We start from the raw sequence: 24,932 nt of genomic DNA, 5'->3' as shown, positions 1-24,932 counted from the left end.
GCGAAATCGGCGACCAGTGCAGAAGTGGTGAAAGAATTCTTAACTGAATTAAGTCACAAACCGTTACCAGAAGTGAATAGTGCGGTCACAAAAGCCAAAGTAAGTGGTGAAGAGCCAATCTATGCGAAAATCGATAAGAGCCCTGAAGCGTTAGCGAGAGCGAAAGCACGCGGTGATGAAGCAGCAGCGAACACGGTGAAAGTGAAAACTGATCTTGAATCGGATGTTCCACCTGCGTTACCTCCACGTTCGAGCGAGGCGACCTCTAGCGCAGAAGGCAGTGTGACACCAAAAGCAGCTACGAAAGAAAAACCACCTGTTGCACCAAAACCAAAAGTGAAAGTGGTGGTGGAAAATGATGCTGATGGTGTTGCGAGAACACGTGTTGTTGTTCAACCAGAAATAGCAGAAGCACCGCAAGTACGCACGCGTCCAATAGGTAACAGTGATTATGCGGAAGTGGTAGACGGTGTACCGCAACTACAACCAAGAAGCAAAGCACCTCAAACCGTTGAAAGCGATTATGCAGACATCGTAGACGGGGTCGTGCAAACACAACCTATTGTGAAAGCGCGTCTCGCAGAAGAGGCAGCAACGCCGAATAAACTTAAAGTAGATGATGGTTTATATGCAACAGTAGATAAGAGCCCTGAAGCGTTAGCGAGAGCGAAAGCACGAGGCGATGAAGCTGCTGCAGCACAAGCATCAACGAGAAAAGTTCAAGTGGAAGAAGACGCACCAGCGTTACCGAAACGTGCGGCTGATTTGAGTGTGGATGATGCAGCAAGTGAAGCTGGCGCGACAGAACCGAAATTCAGAAGCTTACCAATTGATTTGGATGAAAACGAGGCGACAACGGCACCTGCTCAAACTAAAGCAACGCCAGTCAGCGATCGTATTCAACAAAAAGAATTGGTTGAGCAGTCACGTGGTGTATTGAAGCAAGTTCAAGACCAATTCCAACCATTGAAAGTGAAAAACAAAATTGATGCAGTTCGCTCATCAGTGGAAGAATACGGCGGTGAAGTCAGCTTCAAGTTCGCGCAATCTAAAGGGGAAGTGTATAAAGAAATCGTTAAACACTTAGAAACCCAAAATGGTGTGTGTGAATCGACTTGTGCACACTGGATTGCGAAGAAAGTGGATCCACAAGATGACAACTTCTGGAATAGCCTATATGAAGGAGGTAAGAAAGGTCACTTGAAACAAGAAACTATCGATTCAATTAAGAAACTCCAAACTGAGTTTATTAATAGTGGTAGTGCGACACAGCAATTCAAATTGACAGATAGCTGGTTACAAGAACAAGGCGTCGTACCGAAAGAGAAAACATTCGGTAGCTTAAGTCGTCGTGATGAAGTGGCGGGTACGGTATCCAAAACGGATGTTTCAGCGTTATCAAAAGCGATCTTAGACACAGGTAATGAAACCTCTGGTGTGAAAAAAATCTCGATTAACCTCGAGGGTGGTTCACATACCGTTTCTGCGGCTATTCAGGGACAAAAAGTCGTCTTCTTTGATCCAAACTTTGGTGAAATGACGTTCCCAAGCCATCAAAAATTTGAGGCATGGTTAAAAGAAGCGTTCTGGAATAAGAGTGGTTACGCAGGTAAGAACGAAGGCAAACGTTTCTTTAATGTCGTGAACTATGAATTACCTGCGAAAGCTGCTGAGAATAATCATGGTGGTCAAGTGAAACCGACTACGGCGTCACCGTCTGATGTGAATTTAAAAACCAGAGCACCTTCAAATACAGAAGGAAGTGCAACGGAAAGTTCAATTCAAATCAAACGCGATGCAGCACGTGGCGAAAGCTATGTGACGAAAGACGATGTCGTAACGGCGATTACGAATACTAACTATATTCCGAAACCTGTCACAGAAGCGGAAGCACTGTTTGAGAAAGCAAGACAAAAAGCGAAATCAGCAGATAGTGCAAAAGAAGCAGAGAAAAAATTAGCGTTGATTGCGAAGGAGTCGAAAAACCTACCAAAAGAACATTTATTGAAAGCAACAAATGACTTGGTTAATGGCATGAGTACTGAAGAAATTCGTGCATTAAGACAAGAGCATAAAAAAGGTGCAGTGTTGCCGAGCAAAGATGTGATTCAAGGTTTTGATGGCGAAAACGTCAAGAGCATGGGTAAAATTCTGAAAAATATCCAATTTGAAGACGGCTATGTTGAAACAAGAAAACAAATCAATGAGAAAATTGTTGAGAAATTAGACTCAAACAAAGAATTCCATGATTTGATGAACAAAAAACTTTCTGGTAATGAAGAAGGTATCCGTAAATTGTTTGATATTGTCGAAACTGCAAAACGTGAATCGCTTAAAGAGGTCACTGGCATTGAAGGCACAAAAGCAACATTAGAACTGAATACCAAAAATGGACCATTATCAATGGGTCAAGGGTATTACGCTAATGATGAAGTGCATATGAATGCAAAACCAATTGCGAGTTTCTTAAGAAGTAAACAACGCAATAACCAAGAGATTTTGGATACGATTGTTCATGAGTTAACACACCATGATCAAGCGCAGATCACGAAACACCGCTATGACAATAGTTTGCCAGAGACGTTGAAAACCGATGCAAATGTCTTGGCGTTAAATGAAAACTATTATATTGATGCGGATCTTTCAAATTTCTCGGCTTATAAAAAACAGCCGTTAGAAAGAGAAGCCTTTAGTTCTGGTCATAATCTGAGTGAAGAGCTTAGTAAGTTGGTTGCTCGCGGTTATCAAGGTAAAGTTCAAGAAATTGAAACGATTGAACATTTACCGAATAAACTGAATAACCTTGAGTCACCACGAGCTGCGCACGCAGAATTAGGTGAAAATGCCTTAATCTATGGATTAAAACAAGGCAGAAAAGAACTGATCGCGCGAGCAAATGCGGCAGATACAGAAGGGAATAACGCGATTCTAGCGGATAGCTATGTCGGTAAATTGAATCTTGGATTTGAGTTTGCTCAATTGAGTTCATTTGCAAAACAAGTGAAAGCAGGCAATGTGAGCGAGCAAGATATTCAAGAGATCGCTTCATTTACTGATTCTATGGCAAAAATGGCGCGTCGTGATGATTCGAGAAACCGTATCAATGAAGCAAATGTTGAAGATAACCAACGTATTATTCGTGAGTTAATCAAGAATGAAAATGCAGTGGATGCCTTGAAACGTATTGCGACCTTGAGCGATCAAGAACAAGACATGTACGATGCCTTGAGAAAAAATCCAAAATTCGATATGGAAGAGCTACAAGAGTCAGCTAACTACACTACGGAAGAAAATAAAGCCATTCGTGACTATCAAACGACACAAACGGCTTTAAATGACGCCCGAATGGATTTCTTTGCAGAAAAAACGAAGTTTATTGCGAAAGAAACGTTAGAACGTGGTGGACAATTATATTTCGCGTTAGATGGCTTGGCGACAGATACACCAACTTATCGAGAAAATTCAAAAATTGATTTAGCTCGTTTGAAAGAGGTGTTTGATCCTGCAAATCCGTTCTATGATTCTGTGACATCGAGAGAGTTAAGATACTTGTATGAAAACTACAAAGATCATCCAAACTTGAAATTTACGATTAAGGATCATGTTATTGAGAATCCGCTAAAAACATTAGAGATTCCAACTACGGAAAGTGCGGTTTCTTCTGGTGAACAAAGTACGGCATACAAAAAACAATTGTTGCCTAACTTGTTCAAGCGTAAAGCAAAATCAGAATCAGAAGGTCCAAAAATCGAGCATCTTGGTGGAACAACAGATAAAGACGCGTTCTATTTCCCATTAGATAAGATCGTGACGAAAAATAATGGTATTTCTAAAGATATGAAAGTGAATCTTGATAATATTAAGAAAGCATTCAACCCGAAAGATAGCCATTATGAGAGTTCGGAAGCGAGAAATCTAAGAGCGTTGTATGAACAAGATCCAACGATGTCTTCTACTCGATTTGTGATCGGTAACCAAGTGATTGAAAATCCATTTAAATCACCTGAGTTACAAGATTACATTAAGAAACATCATGTGAACGAGCCAGTTGCGAAGAAAGCAAAACCATTACCAGCGGTACCGACTAAAGCGGTGGCAGGTAAAGAAGACGCTTTACAAAAACCATCTCATACTAACCCAAGAAAACCTGTGCAACCGCCGAAGCCAAAAGCGGAGCAAGCGGCTGATCCAAGCGCTATTTATGCACAAGTGAATAAAAATAGAAAAGCGGCGCAAGTAGACGGTTTCTATCCTGAGTCTCAATTGAGAACCAGAAGTGATCGAATTGTAGAACAAGTGAGCCATGCACCGACAACGGAGCCAACTTATGCGGACTTACAATTCCCTCGCAACGCAACGCGTTCTCAGGCACATGGCTCAGATGCGGTGATTTATGATGAAGTGGCATCTGCGGCACAACGCAATGGTGCGAAAAAGCCAGAGAAACCAAAAACAGCGCAAAAACCTCAGAAACCACAGGCATTAAGTCATGGGATTATTCCAGAATCACAACTGAAAACCAGAAGTGATCGTCTTGTGGAGCAGGTGAGTCATGTACCAACAACGGAACCAACGTATGCTGAGTTGCAGTTCCAAAATCAAGGGAAACACGCACCGCGCCGTGATTCAAATGAGGTGGTATATGAAACGCTGACGCCTAAAGCACCGAGCAAACCTGCGCCTAAAAAGCCAGAAAAACCGCAGAAAGTGCAAAAGCCTCGCGCCGCTCAACCACTTAGCAAAGGGATTATTCCTGAGTCACAACTGAAAACCAGAAGTGATCGAATTGTAGAACAAGTGAGTCATGCACCGACGACTGAACCCGTCTATGCTGACGTGCAATTCCGTCCAGCGGGTAAGAATCAAAATGTGATTTCTTCTCACGAAGAAACGATTTATGAGAAAGTTGGGACAAAAACGCAGGAAGAACCGATTTATCAAAACGTGATTAGAAAAAATGCGAAATGATAAACGAAACTTGCTAATAATATAGCGTTGTCAACAAAATAGGGTCTCATTATGAGGCCCTATTTTTTTATATTGTATGAGTCAATAAGTGTGTTATTGCTTATGCGAGCAAGGTATCGGATATGATGTATTGGCAAGCGTGTGTTAGGTATCAGTAACATAGACGATAGACGCAGCGAGTGAGTATTGTGATGGCTGCATAGTGAGGGTGTTTATACAGTATAAAAAGAGAAAAGGCAGCGTACTGAGTGCTGCCTATTATAGAAAGATGAGTGCTGCAATCGTGCAGCGTATTCGAGGGAAGAAAAGCTTACTCGTCCATATAACCTAAGCTACGCAATGCGCGCTCATCGTCTGCCCAACCAGATTTGACTTTTACCCAGAGTTCTAGGTGTACTTTATTATCAAATAAGCGTTCCATATCTGCACGCGCTTCGGAACCAATTTGTTTAATCTTCTGACCTTTGTTTCCAATGACCATTTTCTTTTGACCTTCTCGTTCGACAAGAATGAGTCCATTGATTTCATAAGTGCCGCGCTCATTGACTTTAAATTGTTCAATTTCTACCGTCACGGAATAAGGCAATTCTTCGCCAGTAAAACGCATGAGTTTTTCTCGAATAATTTCGGAGGCCATAAAACGTTGGGAGCGGTCGGTAACATATTCCTCAGGGAAATGATGTACTCCTTCACGTAGGGATTGGCGTACAATTTTTTCTAGTTCATCGACGTTTTTCCCTTTTTCCGCAGAAATGGGTATGACATGCGCAAAATCAAATTTTTCAGTTAACGTCGAGATGAAAGGCAACATCTCTTCTTTATTTTTAATGTTATCAATTTTGTTAATAGCTAATACAACGGGCGCTTTAGCGGCACGTAGTTTATTCAGCACCATTTCATCATCATCGTTCCAATGTGTGCCATCTACAACAAAAATAATTAAATCCACATCGCCGATTGCGCTGCTTGCCGCACGATTCATTAAGCGGTTAATTGCACGCTTTTCTTCAATGTGAAGCCCTGGTGTATCCACGTAAATGGCTTGGTAAGGACCTTCGGTTTGGATTCCAACAATGCGATGTCGTGTTGTTTGTGCTTTGCGCGAGGTGATGGAAATTTTTTGCCCTAAGATTTTATTGAGCAACGTTGATTTGCCAACATTGGGACGACCGACGATGGCGATAAAGCCACAATAAGTCGTGCTATTGTCTGTTAACATGGTTTCTGTCATTTGTTTTCCAATTCTTGTAAAAGTTTTTCTGCTGCCGCTTGTTCTGCTTTTCGGCGACTTGAGCCGATGCCAACAAAAGTGCGGTCGATCGTTTGAATATTACATTCCACCGTAAAGGTTTGACAATGCGCTTCCCCTTTGATGTCGACAACATGATAAGTGGGTAGGGGTAAACGCTTGCCCTGTAAATATTCTTGTAAGCGAGTTTTAGGATCTTTTTGATTTTCGCCAGGTTTAATTTGGCTAAGTAGCGTTTGGTACCAGGTTTTTATGACTTGATTGGCCGTGTCAAAATTGCTATCAAGTGAGATGGCACCGATAATCGCCTCTACACAATCGGCGAGGATAGATTCGCGGCGAAATCCGCCGCTCTTTAATTCTCCAGGGCCTAATGCCATATAATCCCCTAGCTCAAATTCACGCGCTAAGATCGCGAGCGTAGGTTCTCTGACGAGCGACGCTCGCATTCGACTTAATTCCCCTTCATTCGATTTAGGGAATTGATGGTACAAGGCTTCAGCAATGGTGAAATTCAAAATTGAATCACCAAGAAACTCAAGACGCTCATTGTGTTTAACCGCGGCACTACGATGAGTTAAGGCTTGTTTGAGCAGGGTCTCTTGTTTGAAACAATAACCAAGTTTGCGTTGTAAACGTTCTAAATTTGAGGTCATTATCTTTACTTAATTTCTGTAAAAAAGCGTTCGAGGCGAATACCTGTCGGCCATTGATCTTGTTTTTTATCTAAACTCAACCAGATGTAAGTCGCTTTTCCAACAATGTTCTTTTCTGGTACAAATCCCCAGAAACGACTGTCTTCACTATTATTGCGATTATCACCCATCACAAAATATTCACCTTCGGGGACGACCCATTCGGTCACCCCATTGTCTTTTGAACGATAGGCTTTATAGCGAAATCCTTCATTTGCCAGATCTTCAGGATTTGGGTACCAGTGAATTTTATGAGAGATGTCGCCTGTTTCCGTGGTTTCTAATGGGCTTGGTCCATATAAGTATTCACCTTTATGATTACGACCAATGAGATACTGGAAATCTGGATTTTCAACTGGTTCACTGTAGGTAAATGGTTTAGTGATGCAGTTTACTGTACATTCTTTTCCATCTTTTGCGTAAGTAAGTGTTAACTGGCGAGTATATTCATTATATTGAATTTTGTCTCCCGGTGTTCCGACGATCCGTTTAATATAATCCACATTAGGTTGTGGTGGTGCTTTGAAGACGATGATATCCCCTCGTTCTGGTTTGCCTGTTTCAATCAACGTATTTTGAAAAACAGGATCTTTAATACCATACGCATATTTTTTTACTACTAAGAAATCGCCAATGCGTAATGTCGGCTCCATTGAGGAAGAGGGAATTTGAAACGGTTCAAACAAAAATGAACGCAAGATCAGCACAAAGGCAAGCACAGGGAACAGCGATGAGAGAAACGCAGAGCCCTCTGAAATGGGCTCAATCTTGGCTTTTTCTTCTTCGCTGAGTGGTTGACCTGAGCGTTGTTCTGCACGCACGATTTGGCGGGCACGCTTTGGTAGAACAGTGAAGCGGTGGTAACACCATAACACGCCAGAAATTACCGTTAAAATAATCAGTAAAATAGAAAATGTATTGGGTAAGGCAAAATAATCTAATGCCTTCCACATACCAAATCCGACGGCTAATAAAATCACGAGAAATAAGTTTGACATGGGCGTTCCTTATTTATCTTTTCCAACGTGTAAAATCGCTAAGAATGCTTCTTGTGGTACTTCTACGTTACCTAAAGACTTCATGCGTTTTTTCCCTTCTTTCTGTTTCTGTAACAGTTTTTTCTTACGGCTGACGTCCCCACCATAACATTTTGCTAAGACGTTTTTACGTAATTGTTTTACGGTTGAACGCGCAATAATGTGGTTACCGATAGCGGCTTGAATGGCAATATCGAATTGTTGACGTGGAATCAATTCACGCATTTTTTCCACTAATTCACGACCGCGGTAAGGCGCATTGTCTTTGTGTACGATTAATGCAAGGGCATCAACACGTTCGCCGTTAATCATAATATCAACACGTACCATGTCTGCCGTTTGGAAACGTTTAAAACCGTAATCCAGTGAGGCATACCCACGTGATGTGGATTTTAAGCGGTCGAAGAAGTCGAGAACCACTTCTCCCATTGGGATTTCATAAGTCAGTGCCACTTGGTTACCATGATATACCATATGAGTTTGTACACCGCGTTTTTCCACACAAAGCGTGATCACGTTACCTAAGTAAGATTGTGGCAATAACATATTACATTCAGCAATCGGCTCGCGAATTTCCGCAATGTTATTGAGTGGGGGTAATTTTGATGGGCTATCCACATAAATCACTTCGCCATCGGTTTTTTCTACTTCGTACACTACGGTAGGTGCAGTCGTAATCAGATCAAGATCGTATTCGCGTTCTAAACGTTCTTGAATGATTTCCATATGTAAAAGACCTAAGAAACCACAGCGGAAGCCAAAACCAAGTGCGGTCGAATTTTCTGGTTCATAGAACAATGACGCATCGTTAAGGCTTAATTTGCCTAATGCGTCACGAAAGGCTTCATAGTCGTCTGAACTGATCGGGAATAATCCTGCATAAACTTGAGGTTTGACTTTTTTAAAGCCCGGTAATACAGAAGAGGCAGGGTTGTTGTGTAAGGTGAGGGTATCCCCCACAGGTGCGCCCAAAATGTCTTTGATGGCACACACGACCCAACCTACTTCACCACAGTTCAATACTGTCGTATCCACTTGTTTTGGCGTAAAGATACCAAGACGATCAACGTTGTAAGATTGTCCAGTTGACATCACTTTGATTTTATCGCCTTTGCGTAAAGTACCATTTTTGATACGTACTAACGAGACGACGCCGAGGTAGTTGTCAAACCATGAGTCAATGATCAATGCTTGTAATGGCGCTTCTGGATCGCCTTCTGGGGCGGGAATTTTGTGGACGATTTCTTCTAGTACATCCTCAATACCAAGACCAGTTTTCGCTGAGCAGCGTACCGCTTCCATTGCGTCAATACCGACGATGTCTTCGATTTCTTCGGCAACACGTTCAGGGTCTGCCGCAGGCAAGTCAATTTTATTTAAGATCGGTACCACTTCGAGATTCATTTCGATTGCAGTATAACAGTTTGCTAGGGTTTGGGCTTCTACCCCTTGTCCTGCGTCGACGACTAATAAGGCGCCTTCACACGCAGCTAATGAACGTGAGACTTCATAAGAGAAGTCAACGTGCCCTGGTGTATCAATGAAGTTTAATTGATAGGTTTCGCCATCTTTTGCGGTGTAATTTAAGGTTACACTTTGTGCTTTGATCGTGATACCGCGCTCACGTTCAAGATCCATCGAGTCAAGGACTTGCGCTTCCATTTCACGATCGGATAATCCACCACAAGTTTGGATTAAACGGTCAGATAAAGTGGATTTACCGTGGTCAATGTGCGCAATAATAGAAAAGTTACGTATATTCTTCATATTAAAAAATCAATTTAAGTGTAAAAATTTGATAAAGTTAAACTGGACGATTTTACCTGAATATTCACTTGTTCGCTAGCAATAGCTGAAAAGTGCAGCGAAATAAGCCGTGGAGCAGTACGTAGGGAAGAAAAATGCCCCAAACATGTTGGGGCATCGTGATGAATAGGTGGAATGGATTATAAACTTTCTGTGAAAGTACGAGTAATCACATCACGTTGTTGTTCTGGTGTTAATGAGTTGAAACGTACAGCATAACCAGAAACACGGATAGTTAATTGTGGGTATTTTTCAGGGTGATTTACCGCATCTTCTAATGTTTCACGACGTAATACGTTTACGTTTAAGTGTTGACCACCTTCAACTTTCACTGTTGGTGCAACATCAACTGGCAATTCACGATATTCGATTTGACCTAATTCGCTGACTGCAACAATTTGATCTTCAACGAATTCACCTTTAGCACATAAACAACGCGCTTCACCTTTGTCGCTATCTAATAGCCAGAATGAATTTAATAAATTGTCATTAGCTGCTTGGGTAATTTGAATACCTTTAATCATGGTATGCCTCCTAAATTGGCGATTTGTTAATCATTTTAAATTGTTCGCGATTTTATCAAAAATTTTGATGATTTCAAATTGTTTTGACATAGAACAAAGTATTTTTATCATGTAATTTTTAAATTTTGATTTAAGTCAAAATTATTTGTAACTTTTTGATTTATATGCACTTTATTTTAACAAAAATCAAACAAGTATTTAACATTTGATGGTCTGTAACTGTCAATTTTATGCGAAGTTATTTATAATCAATTTGTCATTGAAAGGAGATAAAAATGAAAACGTGGAAAGATGTGATTGGGATAGAAAAAGAACAGCCGTATTTTAAACGAATTTTAGCGTTGGTTCATCAAGCAAGAGCATCTGGCAAGGTGATTTATCCTCCTGCACAGGAGGTTTTTAGTGCATTCCAACTCACTGAATTTGATCAGGTAAAAGTCGTGATTTTGGGACAGGATCCTTATCATGGTCCTCATCAAGCACATGGTCTGGCGTTTTCCGTCAAACCAGGTGTCGCTCCCCCTCCTTCTTTGATGAATATGTATAAAGAATTGTCACAAGATGTCGCTGGTTTTCAGATTCCAAACCATGGGTATTTAATTCCTTGGGCACAACAAGGGGTATTAATGCTTAACACGGTGTTGACTGTCGAACAAGGGCAAGCCCATTCTCATGCTAATTTTGGTTGGGAGACGTTTACAGATCGTGTGATCTCTGTATTAAATGAACAGCGAGAGCATCTTGTTTTTTTACTGTGGGGCAGCCATGCTCAAAAGAAAGGGCAGTTCATTGATCGTCACAAACATTGTGTTTTGACCGCTCCCCACCCTTCTCCTTTGTCTGCGCATCGTGGTTTTTTTGGATGTCGCCATTTTTCTAAAGCCAATGAATACTTAATTCAACAAGGATTATCGCCAATTCAATGGCAATTAAGTTCACGTTAAAAAACAGGAATATCATATTATGTTAGCCATTATTTCACCTGCAAAAACGTTAGATTTTGAGAGTGATACGCCCAAATTCCCATTTTCTCAACCTACGTTGACCGATTACAGCGAGCAGTTGGTTGCAATTTGTCGTCAATTTTCTCCCGCGCAACTTGCCTCACTAATGTCGATTAGTGACAAACTTGCGGGGTTGAATGTAGCACGCTTTGCCGAGTGGCAAAAAACGCACGATGAACACAATGCACGAGCAGCGATTTATGCTTTTAAAGGCGATGTATATACGGGGCTGGATGTAGAATCTTTATCAGTACAAGATGTGCAATTTGCACAACAACATTTGCGTATGTTGTCGGGATTATATGGTTTATTAAAACCCTTAGATTTGATGCAGCCTTATCGTTTAGAAATGGGAACGAAATTGGCAAATCAGCGCGGGAAAGATTTATATGCTTTTTGGGGCAATGTGATTACGACGGCATTGCAACAAGCTATCGATGAACAGGGGGATGATGTCTTAATTAATCTTGCATCAGATGAATACTATAAAGCAGTGAACGAAAACACATTAAAAACCACTATCATTAAACCTGTTTTTTTAGATAACAAAAATGGGCGTTATAAAGTGATTAGCTTTTATGCGAAAAAAGCACGTGGCTTAATGTGCCGTTATATGATTCAACAGCGTGTCACTGAAGCCGAGCAGCTTAAGGGATTTGATTTAGCGGGTTACCGTTTTGATCCCATGAGCTCAAGTAAAACAGAATGGGTATTTAAACGTGATTTGGCGGAATAATATGCAAAAAAGTCGCTTAATGTTAACCGCACTTGTCGCTTTGTTATTAAGCGGCTGTGCCTCAAATTCACAACTTCTTGTTCCACCCCAATTGACTCATAATAAGCACACCTATCGGCTGGTTGCACAGCAAGATTTAGGTTCGATGGCGCGTTTTTTCTACCTTGAAAACGGTGAACAGTTAGAAACGTGGAAAAGTGCGGTGGAGTTATTGCTCGATCGCAATCAGGCGAAGCTGACTTTGGATGAGCGAGCCGCATTGCGTTCACGTGTTTATCAAAATACGGGAGTGAAACACTTCAAATTGCAGAATGAAGAAGATAGCTTATATGCTTATGTGATTTATGAACCTACGGTGAAAAATAATGATTGGCAAGTAGATGTGGCTAAAGGGAAAACTATACAAAATTGTGGTTTTGTGCAATATCAATATTCTTTAAAAGTTCCTAAAACGAAAAAATTGCGTCACATGACCAATGAAAAAGTCGTACGTTATTTAAAAAAATATGTGGTCGAAAAAGAGATGAAACATGTGAAAGCGCATGATTGGCAATGGACTTGTAAATAGATGGAAGAAAAGCTTTACTCCGCACAGGTTAAAAAGGCAGCGAATTGTGCGGTTTATACTGCATTGATGTTGATTTTAGTGAAAGGCTTTGCGTGGTGGGAAACAGGGTCGGTCAGTATGTTAGCATCCGTTGTGGATTCGACCTTAGATTTGGCTGCGTCTTTCTTAAATATGTTGATCTTACGTTTTGCGTTGATGCCTGCGGATGAAAATCATTCTTTTGGGCACGGTAAAGCAGAATCACTTGCTTCGCTGATTCAAAGTGCCTTTATTTCTGGTTCTGCTGTTTTTTTGTTATTACAGGGGATTCACCGTTTTAATGATCCACAGCCGTTGGAAAATACGACATTAGGCATCGGCGTGATTTGTTTTTCTATTCTGATGACGTCAGCATTGGTTTATTATCAAAGCTGTATCGTGAAGAAAACCGACAGCCCTGCGATTAAGGCAGATCAATTACATTATCAAACTGACTTGTTTATGAATGTGGCAATTTTGCTTTCGTTGATTTTGACCTTGTGGGATGTGGTGATTGCCGATGCCATCGGGGCAATTGTGATTGCCATCTATATTTTAGTGAGCGCACTTAAGATGCTATTTGATGCAGTACAGTTGTTGTTAGATCGTGCCTTACCAGATGAGGAAATTCAACAAATTGAACAGATCATTATGTCCGATCCCCGTATTCTCGGCTTTCACGATTTGCGTACACGTCAATCAGGTGCGGTGCGTTTTATTCAATTTGATTTGGAATTGGATGATCATTTGTCGTTCTTAGACGCTCATGATATTACAGAGCAACTTGAGCAGCGTTTGCGAAAAGCGTTTTCATTAGTGGATATCGTCATTCATCATGAGCCCACGAGTGTCGTACAAGCAGAAAAATTAGAAAATGCGAAACTAGATCAAATGTAATGAGTTTTTTGATAAATTTTGCTAGAGCCCTGTTAGTGAATAGTGTAATCTTAGCGACGATTTTGAATTGATTTTTTAGTGAGAAAGGCTGGAATTATGATAAAAAAAATAGCAGTGTTAACTAGCGGTGGTGATGCACCGGGTATGAATGCCGCCATTCGTGGTGTTGTACGCTCAGCGCTATCAGAAGGGTTAGAGGTCTATGGTATTTATGAAGGTTACTACGGTTTATATCACAATAAAATTAAACAAATGACACGTTACAGTGTGTCAGATGTGATTAACCGGGGGGGGACATTCTTAGGTTCGGCACGTTTCCCTGAATTTAAAAACCCTGAAGTACGCGCTAAATGTGCAGAGATCTTACGTTCACATGGTATTGATGCGTTAGTTGTAATCGGTGGGGACGGTTCGTATATGGGCGCCAAATTGTTAACCGAAGAGCACGGTTTTCCATGTGTTGGGATTCCAGGTACGATTGATAATGATGTGGCAGGGACAGATTATACGATCGGTTATCAAACTGCCCTTGAGACTGCGGTAGAAGCGATTGACCGTTTACGTGATACATCAAGTTCACACCAACGTATTTCTATCGTAGAAATTATGGGTCGTCATTGTAGTGATTTAGCCATTTCGGCAGGTATCGCAGGTGGTTGTGAATATATTGTCGCTTCAGAAGTGGCCTTTAATCGTGAAGAGCTCATTCAGCAAATCGAACGTAGTATCATCAAAGGTAAACGTCATGCGATTATTGCTATTACAGAGTTGATCTGTGATGTGAATGAATTGGCACGTGAGATCGAGGAACGTGTTCATCATGAAACACGTGCGACGATTTTAGGACATATCCAACGGGGTGGTACACCTTGCGCATTTGACCGTATTTTAGGCTCTCGTATGGGCGTTTATGCGGTGGATCTCTTACTACAAGGCAAAGGGGGATACTGCGTTGGTATTCAAAATGAGCAGTTAGTTCACCATGATATCATTGATGCAATCAATAATATGCGTCGTGAATTTAAGGCAGATTGGTTAGCACTTTCTAAACGTTTAGACTAATTCGACGTAGATGAGAGAAAAAGAACGGTGGAAATTATCCACCGTTTTTTTATAACTTGAAAACGCTATTTAGTTTTTCGGACTAGCAAACACAGCACTTCATAATGATGTGAGTGTGGGAACATATCAAATAATTGAACTTTTTGTAAGTCATAATCAGTGAGAGACAGCAGGTCTTTCCCCATAGTCTCGGCATTGCAACTGGAATACAGAATAAAGTGCGGTGCAAGTTGATTCAGAAATTGCGCCAGTTCTACACCAATGCCACGGCGAGGTGGATTCACAATCACTAAATCAGGCGTTTGGTTTTGTTCAAATGCAAAATTTTTAGCATCAAGTGCTTGGAAATTCACATTCTTTAAGCCTAATTGTTGAGCAGATTGCGTTGCTGCTGCAATGGCAGACGCCGAAATTTCAATCCCCGTCAATTCAATGTCTTTATCTGGATGAGTTTGTTGCAACACGGCTGCACAATGTAGACCAAAACCCCCCACGCCACAGAATAAATCCCACAGGTGAGTGATGGGTAAATCTTTAATCCATTGTTGTGCTGTGCCATATAACCCTTCTGCTACTTTAGGATTGGTTTGGAAAAAACCTTGTGGACGAATAAAAAGTGGAATGTGATTAAATGATTCGGGTAACGTGTGTTGTTGCGTGAGAAAAATTTCTTTTTCCCCTTCCAAAATAGCCGCGTGTTGCGGCTGAATATTCACACTGACCACATTTAATTGTGGCAATTTTGCCATTAAGCCCGCCAATTCACGTTGAATTAAGGGCAATTTGATTTCTGAACGTAGCACAAATCGGAGCATTAAACCGCCGTCCATTTGGCTTTCAGTCAATAGAATATATTTGAGCTCCCCTTTTTGTTTTGCAATGTTGTAAGGCACTAAGCCTGCACGCGCGATAAAATCTTTTAACACGGTAAAAATTTGAGCAAAATGGGCTGGATAAAGTGGGCAGTCTGTTAAATCCGTCGTGCTTTGTGGGTGGCTCAAAATAGGGCGTTCTACTACGCCACTGACCGCCATTTTGGCTTTATTGCGAAATGCGGTGAGCGGTGAGGTATACGGGGCGACCCATGTGGTTTTCGCACAGTCTAATTGAGTTAGCTGCTGTGTTAAATGTGCCATTTTACGCTCAAGCTGTTTGGCATAAGGTAGACTTAGCCATTGGCATGAGCGACATTGATTTAATTGGTAATGCGGACAAGGAATGGTGAGTTGCATAGGCGAATTGTTATGTTGCTTTCTTATCAAGCCATGCTTGCTGAAGTGCGCTCAGTTTTTTATGGTTTTCAAGCCAACGGGATGTAGATTCTAATGTTGCCCAGGTGAACGACCGACGTTTAAATAATTGGCGTAAACGATTCTGACGCTGTCTAAAGTCAGCTTGGCTTTCTGAGAGCATTAAATTGTCTAATACTTGAATCACGCCTTCTCGTTCATTACAAAGGAGTAGTAAATCACAACCTGCATGGAGTGATTGCTCACAACGTTCTACGAAGTTGCCCATAAACCCCGCGCCTTTCATGCCTAAATCATCAGAAAAAATCGCACCTTGGAAGCCAAGTTGCTGGCGTAAGACCTCTTTTAACCAGTAATGTGATCCACTCGCAGGCTGCGCATCACATTGGCTATAAATGACATGGGCTGGCATCACCGCATGGAGTAAATTTTGCTGAATAAGCTGTTGAAATGGGACGAGATCTTGGGAAAAAATGTCTGCTTTTGTACGCTCATCATAAGGCGTTTCTAAATGTGAATCAGCGATGACATGACCATGTCCAGGAAAATGCTTGCCCGTTGCCACCATACCTGCTTGTTGCATTCCTTGAATAAATGCTGTAGCGAGCTCCGTGGTCATCTCTGCGTCTTGATGAAAACTGCGGTCACCAATGGCTCGACATTGATGCCCAAGATCTAACACTGGTGCAAAGCTAAGATCAATATCCAAGGCTACCATTTCCGCCGCCATTTGCCAGCCTGCTTGTTGTGCCATATCTAAGCGTTGCTGTGGATCAGACAGCAATTCTGCGAACGCCTGCATAGCAGGTAATTGAGTAAAATCTGGGCGAAAGCGTTGTACTCGTCCGCCTTCTTGGTCTACTGTAATTAACAGGTCTTTTTTTACACGTTGCCGTACGGATTGAATTAATGCTTGAATTTGTTGGCGGTCATAAAAATTTCGCGTGAACAAAATTAAACCCGCAACAAGCGGGTGGTGTAAAAGTTCAACTTCTTCAGATGAAAGTTCTTGATTTTTCAGATCGATCAGCAAGGTTGACATAATAGGGATGCCTTTTATTTTAAGCGGATGTATAAACGATAATTCGCACTTTTTTCAGTTGGTTTGTTAAGTTCGATGCGCTGTTTCTCATCAGCATTCAACCGTAATCTGTACGAGGGTGCAAGCTCTTGCTGTGAAACACCTTGTTCGTCATACCAGAACAGACGATAAGTGAGATCATGAGGTTGCTTACTCTTATTTTTAATCCAGGCTGAATGAGGGGATACCTGAGCTTCTATGATAGGCTCAGCATCCGCTTCGATGTTGAGAATCGGTTGAGTTGTGTGTAATAAACTGGTTGGTTTATGGCTACTACAACCAACCATAAGAAAACCAGTGAGAAAAAGTGCGGTGCGTTTTTTCATTATTTTGCTAACATTCTGCCTAATGGTTCACCACCGACAAGGTGCATATGGAGATGGAAAACTTCCTGTCCACCGTGTTTATTACAGTTTACGATCAAACGATAACCGTCTTCGGCAATCCCTTCTTGTTTAGCCAGTTTGGCGGCGACAGTAAATAAACGACCTAGTGTTAATTCGTCTTGTTCACAGACATCATTCACGGTCGGAATTAATTTATTTGGGATAATTAATATGTGCGTTTGGGCTTGCGGAGAGATATCACGAAATGCCGTGACTAAATCGTCTTGATAAACAATATTTGCTGGGATTTCTCGACGAATAATTTTACTAAAAATGGTTTCTTCAGCCATGACCCTTATCCTTTCTTCTATGAGACAAAATTATCTGCATTTTTTAACAGAAAAAGCGCAAAATAGCAATTTTTTGCACCTGTTTTATTTAGGGCTTTTTTTGTTTAAAATTTAATTTAAACAAGCTTAAAAAATGAATGTTAATAGCTTGTTGTAAAGATTTTATTTTAATGTTAATTATTTGATTTATAATGAATTTATTGGATAAATTGATCTGGCGTAAGGAATTTTTGTTTTGATTGTTTTTTAAGCGGTAAAATGCTTTTATTTTGGTGTAAAACTCCCTATAATTAACAAATCTTATAAAAAATAAAATTTTTTTAAATTATTCGTCATTTCACATGATGAGAAGTGTACGCGATCATAATGAGATTCATATCAAGGGAGAGTGAGAATGAAAAGTGAAGATTCAACGTCAACCTGCATTGTGCCACCTGCAAAAATGGCACAGATTGGCGAAGATGTTGGTGTTTATAAAGCGACCAAAAAACAACGCTATTCTTTCTTCTCTGCCATTCCTGCAGGCGCATTTATTGCGATAGCCTTTGTCTTTTACGCAACAACTCAAACTGGAAACGGTGATGCACCTTGGGGGTTAACTAAGTTAGTGGGTGGAATCGTTTTCTCTCTTGGTGTAATTATGGTCGTTGTCTGTGGTTCAGAATTATTTACTTCATCTACCATGACTGCAGTTGCACGTGTAAGCGGGCGTATTACGACGACTCAAATGTTACGTAACTGGATCGTAGTGTATTTGGGTAATTTTGTTGGAGCGATGTTTATTGTGTTATTGACTTGGTTTGCGGGGCAAATCATGGCAGCCAATGGGCAATGGGGATTAACGATTTTAAAAACGGCACAACATAAAATTCATCACACATGGATAGAAGCCTTTGCACTAGGCATTTTCTGTAACATTATGGTGTGTATTGCAGTGTGGATGACTTATGCAGGGAAAACACTATTAGATAAAGCGATCATTATGATTTTGCCGATTTCCATGTTTGTGGCATCAGGATTTGAACACAGTGTGGCAAATATGTTTATGATCCCAATGGGAATGATGGTGGCACAATTCGCTTCTCCTGAATTTTGGCAAGCGATTGCACTGGAGCCGACCCAATTTGCTGATTTAGATGTCTATCATTTTGTTGTAAAAAATTTAATTCCCGTGACGTTGGGGAATATTGTGGGTGGCGCTTGCTGTGTGGCATTAGCACAGTGGTACATTAATCGTCCACATTAAATCATTGAGGTTGCAAAGTGCGGTCAGTTTCGATGTGAGTTTGATTCGCTTTGTGTAGGTATAACAGATTTTTTTATTTCATTTAATAGAAGGTAATTCAATATGAGTCAATTAACGGAAGCGCAACAAAAAGCTTGGGAAGGGTTTGCAGCAGGTGAATGGCAAACTGAAGTGAACGTACGCGATTTTATCCAAAAAAACTATACACCATATGAAGGCGATGAGTCATTCTTAGCGGGTGCAACGGAAGCCACCACAAAATTATGGAATGACGTAATGGAGAAAATCAAAGTTGAGAACAAAACGCACGAGCCATATGACATCGACTGTGATACCCCATCAACAATCACTTCTCACGCACCAGGTTATATTGATAAAAGCTTAGAAAAAATCGTTGGTTTACAAACGGATGCCCCATTAAAACGTGCAATTATGCCGTTTGGTGGTATCAATATGGTGAAAGGTTCTTGTAAAGTTTACCGTCGCGAATTAAAACCTGAAGTTGAACAAATCTTTACTGAATACCGTAAAACACACAACCAAGGTGTATTCGATGTTTACACGCCAGATATCTTACGTTGCCGTAAATCAGGCGTAATCACTGGTCTTCCAGATGCTTATGGTCGTGGTCGTATCATCGGTGACTATCGTCGTATGGCACTTTACGGTGCAGACTTCTTAATGAAAGATAAATTCAAACAATTTACTTCATTACAAGACAAATTAGAGCGTGGCGAAGATATCCAAGCGACCATTCAATTACGTGAGGAAATCGCAGAACAACACCGCGCTTTAGGCAAAATGAAAGAAATGGCAGCATCTTACGGTTATGACATTTCTGGTCCAGCAACTAACGCACACGAAGCAGTGCAATGGACTTACTTTGCATACCTAGCAGCTGTAAAATCTCAAAACGGTGCTGCAATGTCATTCGGTCGTGTTTCGACATTCTTAGATATCTATATCGAACGTGACTTAAAAGCAGGCAAAATCACAGAACAAGAAGCTCAAGAGTTAATTGACCATTTAGTCATGAAATTACGTATGGTACGTTTCTTACGTACGCCAGAATACGATCAATTATTCTCTGGTGACCCAATGTGGGCAACTGAAACCTTAGCTGGTATGGGCTTAGATGGTCGTACATTAGTCACCAAAAACAGTTTCCGTATCTTACATACCCTTTACACAATGGGTCCTTCTCCAGAACCAAACTTAACTATTCTTTGGTCTGAAAAATTACCAGAAGGCTTCAAACGCTATGCCGCGAAAGTCTCTATCGATACGTCATCTGTTCAGTATGAAAACGATGACTTAATGCGCCCTGACTTCCAAAACGATGACTATGCGATCGCTTGCTGCGTATCACCAATGATCGTGGGTAAAATGATGCAATTCTTCGGTGCGCGTGCAAACTTAGCGAAAACGTTATTATATGCAATCAACGGCGGTGTGGATGAGAAATCGGGTGACCAAGTTGGACCGAAATCAGAGCCAATCACAAGCGAATACTTAGATTATGATGATGTCATGACTCGCTTAGACAGCTTCATGGACTGGTTGGCAAAACAATATGTGACTGCGTTAAACATCATTCACTTTATGCACGATAAATATGCATATGAAGCCGCGTTAATGGCACTTCACGATCGTGATGTGTTCAGAACGATGGCGTGCGGTATCGCAGGTCTTTCTGTGGCAGCTGACTCATTATCTGCAATTAAATATGCGAAAGTGAAACCTGTTCGTGGCGATATTGAAATCAAAAACAAAGCAGGTGAAGTGACTGGTATCGCGAAAAATGTGGCAATCGATTTTGAAATTGAAGGGGAATATCCTCAATTCGGTAACAACGATAACCGTGTAGACGAAATCGCGTGTGACTTAGTTGAACGCTTTATGAAGAAAATCCAAAAATTGGGTACATATCGTAACGCGGTTCCAACTCAATCTGTTCTTACTATCACTTCTAACGTGGTATATGGTAAGAAAACAGGTAACACCCCAGATGGTCGTCGCTCAGGTGCGCCATTCGGACCAGGTGCGAACCCAATGCACGGTCGTGACCAAAAAGGTGCGGTAGCTTCATTAACCTCTGTTGCTAAATTACCATTTGCGTATGCGAAAGACGGTATTTCATACACTTTCTCAATCGTACCAAATGCATTAGGTAAAGATTACGAAGCGCAAAAACGTAACCTTGCAGGCTTAATGGACGGTTACTTCCACCACGAAGCAACAATTGAAGGTGGTCAACACTTAAACGTGAACGTCATGAACCGTGAAATGTTATTAGATGCGATGGAAAATCCAGAGAAATATCCTCAATTAACTATCCGCGTTTCTGGTTACGCCGTACGTTTCAACTCATTAACGAAAGAGCAACAACAAGACGTCATTACTCGTACATTCACTCAAGCGATGTAATCACGCTTAATATTCATTCAAAACATAAGCCTCTGTGTAAAGCACAGAGGCTTTTTTGTTCTGAGCTCTGACCTCTACTTATTTTTACCTGTTCATACCAGTACTGGTCTGTCTAGGCATTCCTGAGTGACCACCGTATTATCTTGCCAAATTTTACTTACTACTTAATTATTAAAGGATTTTATTGTGAAAATTAAGACACTTTCATTGGCATTATTGTGTTCATTCAGTTCTGTGATCTCTGCGCAAGAGGTGGTGGTATTCGGTGACAGTTTGAGTGATATGGGGCAAACAAATTGGAATAAAAAAGCGTCTTATTTAAATACAAATGGACAATATCATTATCTTTATGATGAGTATCTTGCTCAAGCATTAGGCGGAAAACTCACTCCTTCTACCCAAGGTGGATCAAGTTATGCTTACAGTGGTGGTGTGATTGTTGGAAGTAACAATACTAAAACTACGCAGCAAGCAAATTTAGCGTTGGCAAATCAAGTAACTACCTATTTGCAAACACCCGTGAAAAAAGAGGCATTACATATTCTTTGGGCGGGGGGGAATGATCTAGCAACAGTGCTTGCAACAGCAGTCACTAAGAAAACACCAGAAGAGAAGCAAGCTTATGTGTTAAGCAGTATTAATGCGATGGCGCAAACCATGGCGCAACAATGGGCAGTGTTACAGCAAGCGGGCGTAACTCAGATTATTGCCCCCACCATCCCAAATGTCACCTATACTCCTGAGTTTTTTGATAAATTAGGTGAGGCAGCAGGGGAGCAAATCCAATCTAGTTCTTATGGTTTTATCAAAAAAGGGGATTTTATTGCCAGTTTTAAAGGGGCAGTCGAGCAAATTTTGGTTCAACCAACACAAAATGCGGATGAATTTGAACAACATCGTATTGCAGTATTAAAGAAAGCAGCAACGGATTTTTATAATAGCCGTTGGACGTTAACAAAGCTAGCACTGTCTGCTAAAGGCTATAATGCAGAAAGCATTGCCAATACGCTAATTAAAGAATATCAAGAGATTGTTCAACAAGCCGCACAAGCAACAGCCCTCTTAAATGCAAGTATTACTTCTGCACTGAATCACGCGGGAGAAAATGTGGTACGTATCGATACGGACAGTTTATTAAAAGATATGATTGCTCGCCCTGCAGAATATGGGATTACGAATACGACAACCGTTGCTTGTGCAGGGAGTACGGCAGATCCTAACCAAGCCGCCTGCCAACCCGCTGACCAAACAGTCGCAAATCAACGTTTATTTGCCGATAGTTTCCACCCTGGTCCAACGGCACATCAAGCGATGTCTGATTATATGATGAATGTTTTACAGACACCAAAACAGATGGGCGTACTTGCCCAATTGGCTCAGCAACAAACAGATCTTGCCTTGGATTTTACGCGTACAGAAAGTAACCGTAATCGTTTCAACATACAAGAAGCCGAAACCGTTGATACGCTAGTGGCATATCAAACACAAGCGGGAGGAAAGAGCTTGCATATTGGGACGAAGGTCCAATTTAACCCTCAGTGGCAACTTACTGTGGTCGCCAGTCAACAAAAACAAGATGTACAACAAGGGTTGATTAACGTTGCGAGTAAAAATCGTGTGTTAAGTACCGCACTTCGTTATGATGCAACGACGTGGTGGATCGGTGGCGCTCTCCAATCAAATACGAGCCAATTTACTACTAATCGTATTGCGCGTATTGGGCAGTCGACGCATCATCAATCTGGTGAAACAGAGGCTGAGAGTCTAAGTATGGGCTTATTCGCGGGCTATGAATGGGCATTACAGGATGTGGCGCTAGCGTTGATTGCAGATATCTATAAGACTAAAACAGATATTGCGGCATTTAGTGAACGTAATCAGGGGATGACTAAAATGCAATTTGCAAGTCGTCGTGTCCATAGTGTAAGAAGTGGAGTAGGTATCGATTTGCGTTATGATGCAGCCGCATGGCAACCTTATGTCACAGTCCGTTGGGTGAAAGAATGGAATAATGCGATTCCTATGCTTAAGGCAGGCTTAAATGGAAGTTTGTTTAGTACTCAACTTGAACAGCAAGATAAGGCTTGGCTGAATCTCGTAGCAGGTTTGCAGTTTAAACCAATGGACAGTAATGTTTATGCCAATATTGGTTTAAGTCGTGATCTGGGACGAAAAGATGCTCTCTCAAATACACGCTTTCAAGCAAGTATAGGATTAGCCTTTTAGTTATCATTATAAATAATTGCTCCTGAGGATAGTACTCGGTGTTTGCTAACACAAATACCGAGTTTTTTATGTAAAAAGCCAGTGGATCTTGTCAAAGAATTCACAACAATCTGCTTAAATTTCGATTATAATAAGCAAAATTTTTTGAAGGATTGATTATGTCTACTGTGGGAAGAATTCACTCATTTGAGTCTTGTGGAACGGTCGATGGACCAGGGATTCGTTTTATTTTATTTTTACAAGGCTGCTTGATGCGCTGTAAATATTGCCATAACCGAGATACATGGGATTTACATGATGGCAAAGAAATTACTGTTGAAGAATTGATGAAAGAAGTGGTCACGTATCGCCACTTCATGAAAGCCTCTGGCGGTGGTGTGACTGCTTCTGGTGGCGAGGCGGTTTTACAAGCTGAGTTTGTTCGAGATTGGTTCCGAGCGTGTAAAGAACAAGGGATCCATACTTGTCTTGATACAAATGGTTTTGTGCGCAATTATGATCATGTTATTGACGAATTAATGGATGTTACTGATCTGGTTTTGTTAGATCTCAAACAACTTAATGATACGATTCACCAACACTTAATTGGTGTTCCGAATAAGCGTACCCTTGAATTTGCACAATATTTAGCAAAACGTAATCAGCCTGTTTGGGTTCGTTATGTCGTAGTGCCAGGTTATACTGATGCAGATGAAGATATTCATTTACTGGGTAACTTTATTAAAGAGATGAAAAATATCGAGAAAGTTGAGCTCTTGCCTTACCATCGTTTAGGTGCGCATAAATGGGAAGCAATGGGGGAAAAATACGAACTCGAAGATGTTGCACCACCTACTAAAGAATCCCTAGAACACATTAAAACGATTTTGGAAGGATACGGGCATATTGTGAAATATTAAATGTATTTCCATACATAGAGAAAAGGCTAATCAATTGATTAGCCTTTTATTTAGGATATCGTTTTTTAATCTGTCTTGAATTTATGCGCTTTTTTCTGTTCACGCCGTTTTTGAAAAAAAGCACTCAGTTTTTGACTACATTCTTCTTGCAGTACACCCGCGGTGATCTCAACATGATGATTCATTTTATAGTCATCGAAAAAGTGAAAACGTGAGCCGACTGCCCCCGTTTTATAATCGGAGGCGCCAAAGACCAAGCGTTTAATACGACTATGTAAAATTGCACCCGCACACATCGTGCAAGGCTCAAGGGTGACATAAAGGGTCGTATTCAGTAGACGGTAGTTATGTAAGGTTTTACCACCTTGGCGTAAGGCAACGATTTCAGCATGGGCAGTAGGATCAGAGTCAATAATCGATAAGTTCCAGCCTTCGCCGAGAATATTCCCCTCGTTATCGACAAGTACTGCACCGACTGGAATTTCACCTAAGGCTTCTGCTTTGTCTGCTAATTCAAGAGCGTAACGCATCCATTTTTCGTCTGAGTCTGACCGCACATTTAC

The 24,932-nt window shown here is 41.1% G+C and carries 20 protein-coding genes; 10 read left to right on the top strand and 10 right to left on the bottom strand.

What is annotated here, in order from left to right; all coding sequences use genetic code 11:
- On the top strand, positions 1-4,968 hold a 4,968-nt coding region (locus ACWIT3_RS06895), incomplete at its 5' end, for a YopT-type cysteine protease domain-containing protein (RefSeq protein WP_457162014.1).
- Positions 4,969-5,278: 310 nt separating this feature from the next.
- On the opposite strand, the gene era is transcribed toward ACWIT3_RS06895, so the two are convergent.
- The 5 genes from era to grcA form a co-directional block, all read right to left on the bottom strand.
- A complete protein-coding gene (gene era, locus ACWIT3_RS06890) occupies positions 5,279-6,187 on the bottom strand; it encodes a GTPase Era (RefSeq protein ID WP_457162020.1) in 909 nt (302 codons plus the stop codon).
- 8 nt (positions 6,188-6,195) lie between these two features.
- On the bottom strand, positions 6,196-6,873 hold the full coding sequence (gene rnc / locus ACWIT3_RS06885) for a ribonuclease III (RefSeq protein WP_457162013.1): 678 nt from the start codon (positions 6,871-6,873) through the stop codon (positions 6,196-6,198).
- A gap of 5 nt (positions 6,874-6,878) precedes the next feature.
- The gene (lepB, locus tag ACWIT3_RS06880) at positions 6,879-7,910 is read right to left on the bottom strand and encodes a signal peptidase I (protein WP_457162012.1); all 1,032 of its coding nucleotides are present in this window, start codon (positions 7,908-7,910) and stop codon (positions 6,879-6,881) included.
- Between the two features lie 9 nt (positions 7,911-7,919).
- The gene (gene lepA / locus ACWIT3_RS06875) at positions 7,920-9,716 is read right to left on the bottom strand and encodes a translation elongation factor 4 (RefSeq protein WP_457162011.1); all 1,797 of its coding nucleotides are present in this window, start codon (positions 9,714-9,716) and stop codon (positions 7,920-7,922) included.
- A gap of 179 nt (positions 9,717-9,895) precedes the next feature.
- Entirely contained in the window at positions 9,896-10,279 is a 384-nt protein-coding gene (gene grcA, locus ACWIT3_RS06870) for an autonomous glycyl radical cofactor GrcA (RefSeq protein WP_457162010.1), read from the bottom strand.
- Between the two features lie 275 nt (positions 10,280-10,554).
- Between grcA and ung the strand changes: the two genes are divergently transcribed.
- The 5 genes from ung to pfkA all read left to right on the top strand — a co-directional run bounded on the left by ung (position 10,555) and on the right by pfkA (position 14,564).
- Entirely contained in the window at positions 10,555-11,223 is a 669-nt protein-coding gene (ung, locus tag ACWIT3_RS06865) for a uracil-DNA glycosylase (RefSeq protein ID WP_457162009.1), read from the top strand.
- Between the two features lie 19 nt (positions 11,224-11,242).
- The gene (gene yaaA, locus ACWIT3_RS06860; protein ID WP_457162008.1) at positions 11,243-12,019 is read left to right on the top strand and encodes a peroxide stress protein YaaA; all 777 of its coding nucleotides are present in this window, start codon (positions 11,243-11,245) and stop codon (positions 12,017-12,019) included.
- Position 12,020: 1 nt separating this feature from the next.
- On the top strand, positions 12,021-12,587 hold the full coding sequence (locus ACWIT3_RS06855; RefSeq protein WP_457162007.1) for a hypothetical protein: 567 nt from the start codon (positions 12,021-12,023) through the stop codon (positions 12,585-12,587).
- A complete protein-coding gene (locus ACWIT3_RS06850) occupies positions 12,588-13,502 on the top strand; it encodes a cation diffusion facilitator family transporter (protein ID WP_457162006.1) in 915 nt (304 codons plus the stop codon).
- A gap of 96 nt (positions 13,503-13,598) precedes the next feature.
- The gene (gene pfkA / locus ACWIT3_RS06845) at positions 13,599-14,564 is read left to right on the top strand and encodes a 6-phosphofructokinase (protein ID WP_457162005.1); all 966 of its coding nucleotides are present in this window, start codon (positions 13,599-13,601) and stop codon (positions 14,562-14,564) included.
- A gap of 65 nt (positions 14,565-14,629) precedes the next feature.
- Here the strand turns inward: pfkA and rlmC are convergent, their stop codons facing one another.
- From rlmC to hinT, 4 genes are read right to left on the bottom strand one after another with little or no spacing between them, the layout of a single operon-like run.
- On the bottom strand, positions 14,630-15,796 hold the full coding sequence (gene rlmC / locus ACWIT3_RS06840) for a 23S rRNA (uracil(747)-C(5))-methyltransferase RlmC (protein WP_457162004.1): 1,167 nt from the start codon (positions 15,794-15,796) through the stop codon (positions 14,630-14,632).
- A 10-nt stretch (positions 15,797-15,806) separates the two neighbouring features.
- Complete coding sequence (nagZ, locus tag ACWIT3_RS06835) at positions 15,807-16,856, bottom strand: beta-N-acetylhexosaminidase (protein ID WP_457162003.1); 1,050 nt, start codon at positions 16,854-16,856, stop codon at positions 15,807-15,809.
- Positions 16,857-16,870: 14 nt separating this feature from the next.
- Positions 16,871-17,221, bottom strand: coding sequence for a YcfL family protein (locus tag ACWIT3_RS06830; RefSeq protein ID WP_457162002.1), 351 nt, complete (start codon positions 17,219-17,221; stop codon positions 16,871-16,873).
- Positions 17,221-17,571 (bottom strand): purine nucleoside phosphoramidase, encoded by a 351-nt coding sequence (hinT, locus tag ACWIT3_RS06825; RefSeq protein ID WP_457162001.1) that lies wholly within the window; start codon positions 17,569-17,571, stop codon positions 17,221-17,223. Before hinT ends, ACWIT3_RS06830 begins: the two co-directional genes overlap by 1 nt.
- A gap of 394 nt (positions 17,572-17,965) precedes the next feature.
- Here hinT and focA point away from each other — a divergent pair, with 394 nt between their 5' ends.
- From focA to pflA, 4 genes are all read left to right on the top strand, one after another.
- Positions 17,966-18,817, top strand: coding sequence for a formate transporter FocA (gene focA / locus ACWIT3_RS06820; RefSeq protein ID WP_457162000.1), 852 nt, complete (start codon positions 17,966-17,968; stop codon positions 18,815-18,817).
- A 102-nt stretch (positions 18,818-18,919) separates the two neighbouring features.
- On the top strand, positions 18,920-21,244 hold the full coding sequence (gene pflB, locus ACWIT3_RS06815; RefSeq protein ID WP_457161999.1) for a formate C-acetyltransferase: 2,325 nt from the start codon (positions 18,920-18,922) through the stop codon (positions 21,242-21,244).
- A 186-nt stretch (positions 21,245-21,430) separates the two neighbouring features.
- Positions 21,431-23,470 (top strand): autotransporter domain-containing protein, encoded by a 2,040-nt coding sequence (locus ACWIT3_RS06810; RefSeq protein WP_457161998.1) that lies wholly within the window; start codon positions 21,431-21,433, stop codon positions 23,468-23,470.
- Between the two features lie 158 nt (positions 23,471-23,628).
- Entirely contained in the window at positions 23,629-24,369 is a 741-nt protein-coding gene (gene pflA / locus ACWIT3_RS06805; protein ID WP_457161997.1) for a pyruvate formate lyase 1-activating protein, read from the top strand.
- Positions 24,370-24,434: 65 nt separating this feature from the next.
- Here pflA and tadA read toward each other — a convergent pair whose 3' ends face one another.
- Positions 24,435-24,926: a tRNA adenosine(34) deaminase TadA gene (gene tadA, locus ACWIT3_RS06800; protein WP_457161996.1), complete on the bottom strand. Its 492-nt coding sequence runs from the start codon at positions 24,924-24,926 to the stop codon at positions 24,435-24,437.
- Positions 24,927-24,932: the final 6 nt, after the last annotated feature.

Source organism: Pasteurella sp. P03HT, assembly GCF_054052285.1.
The sequence above is the reverse complement of the archived record's forward strand: the minus strand, read 5'-3'. Positions and strand labels throughout refer to the sequence as shown.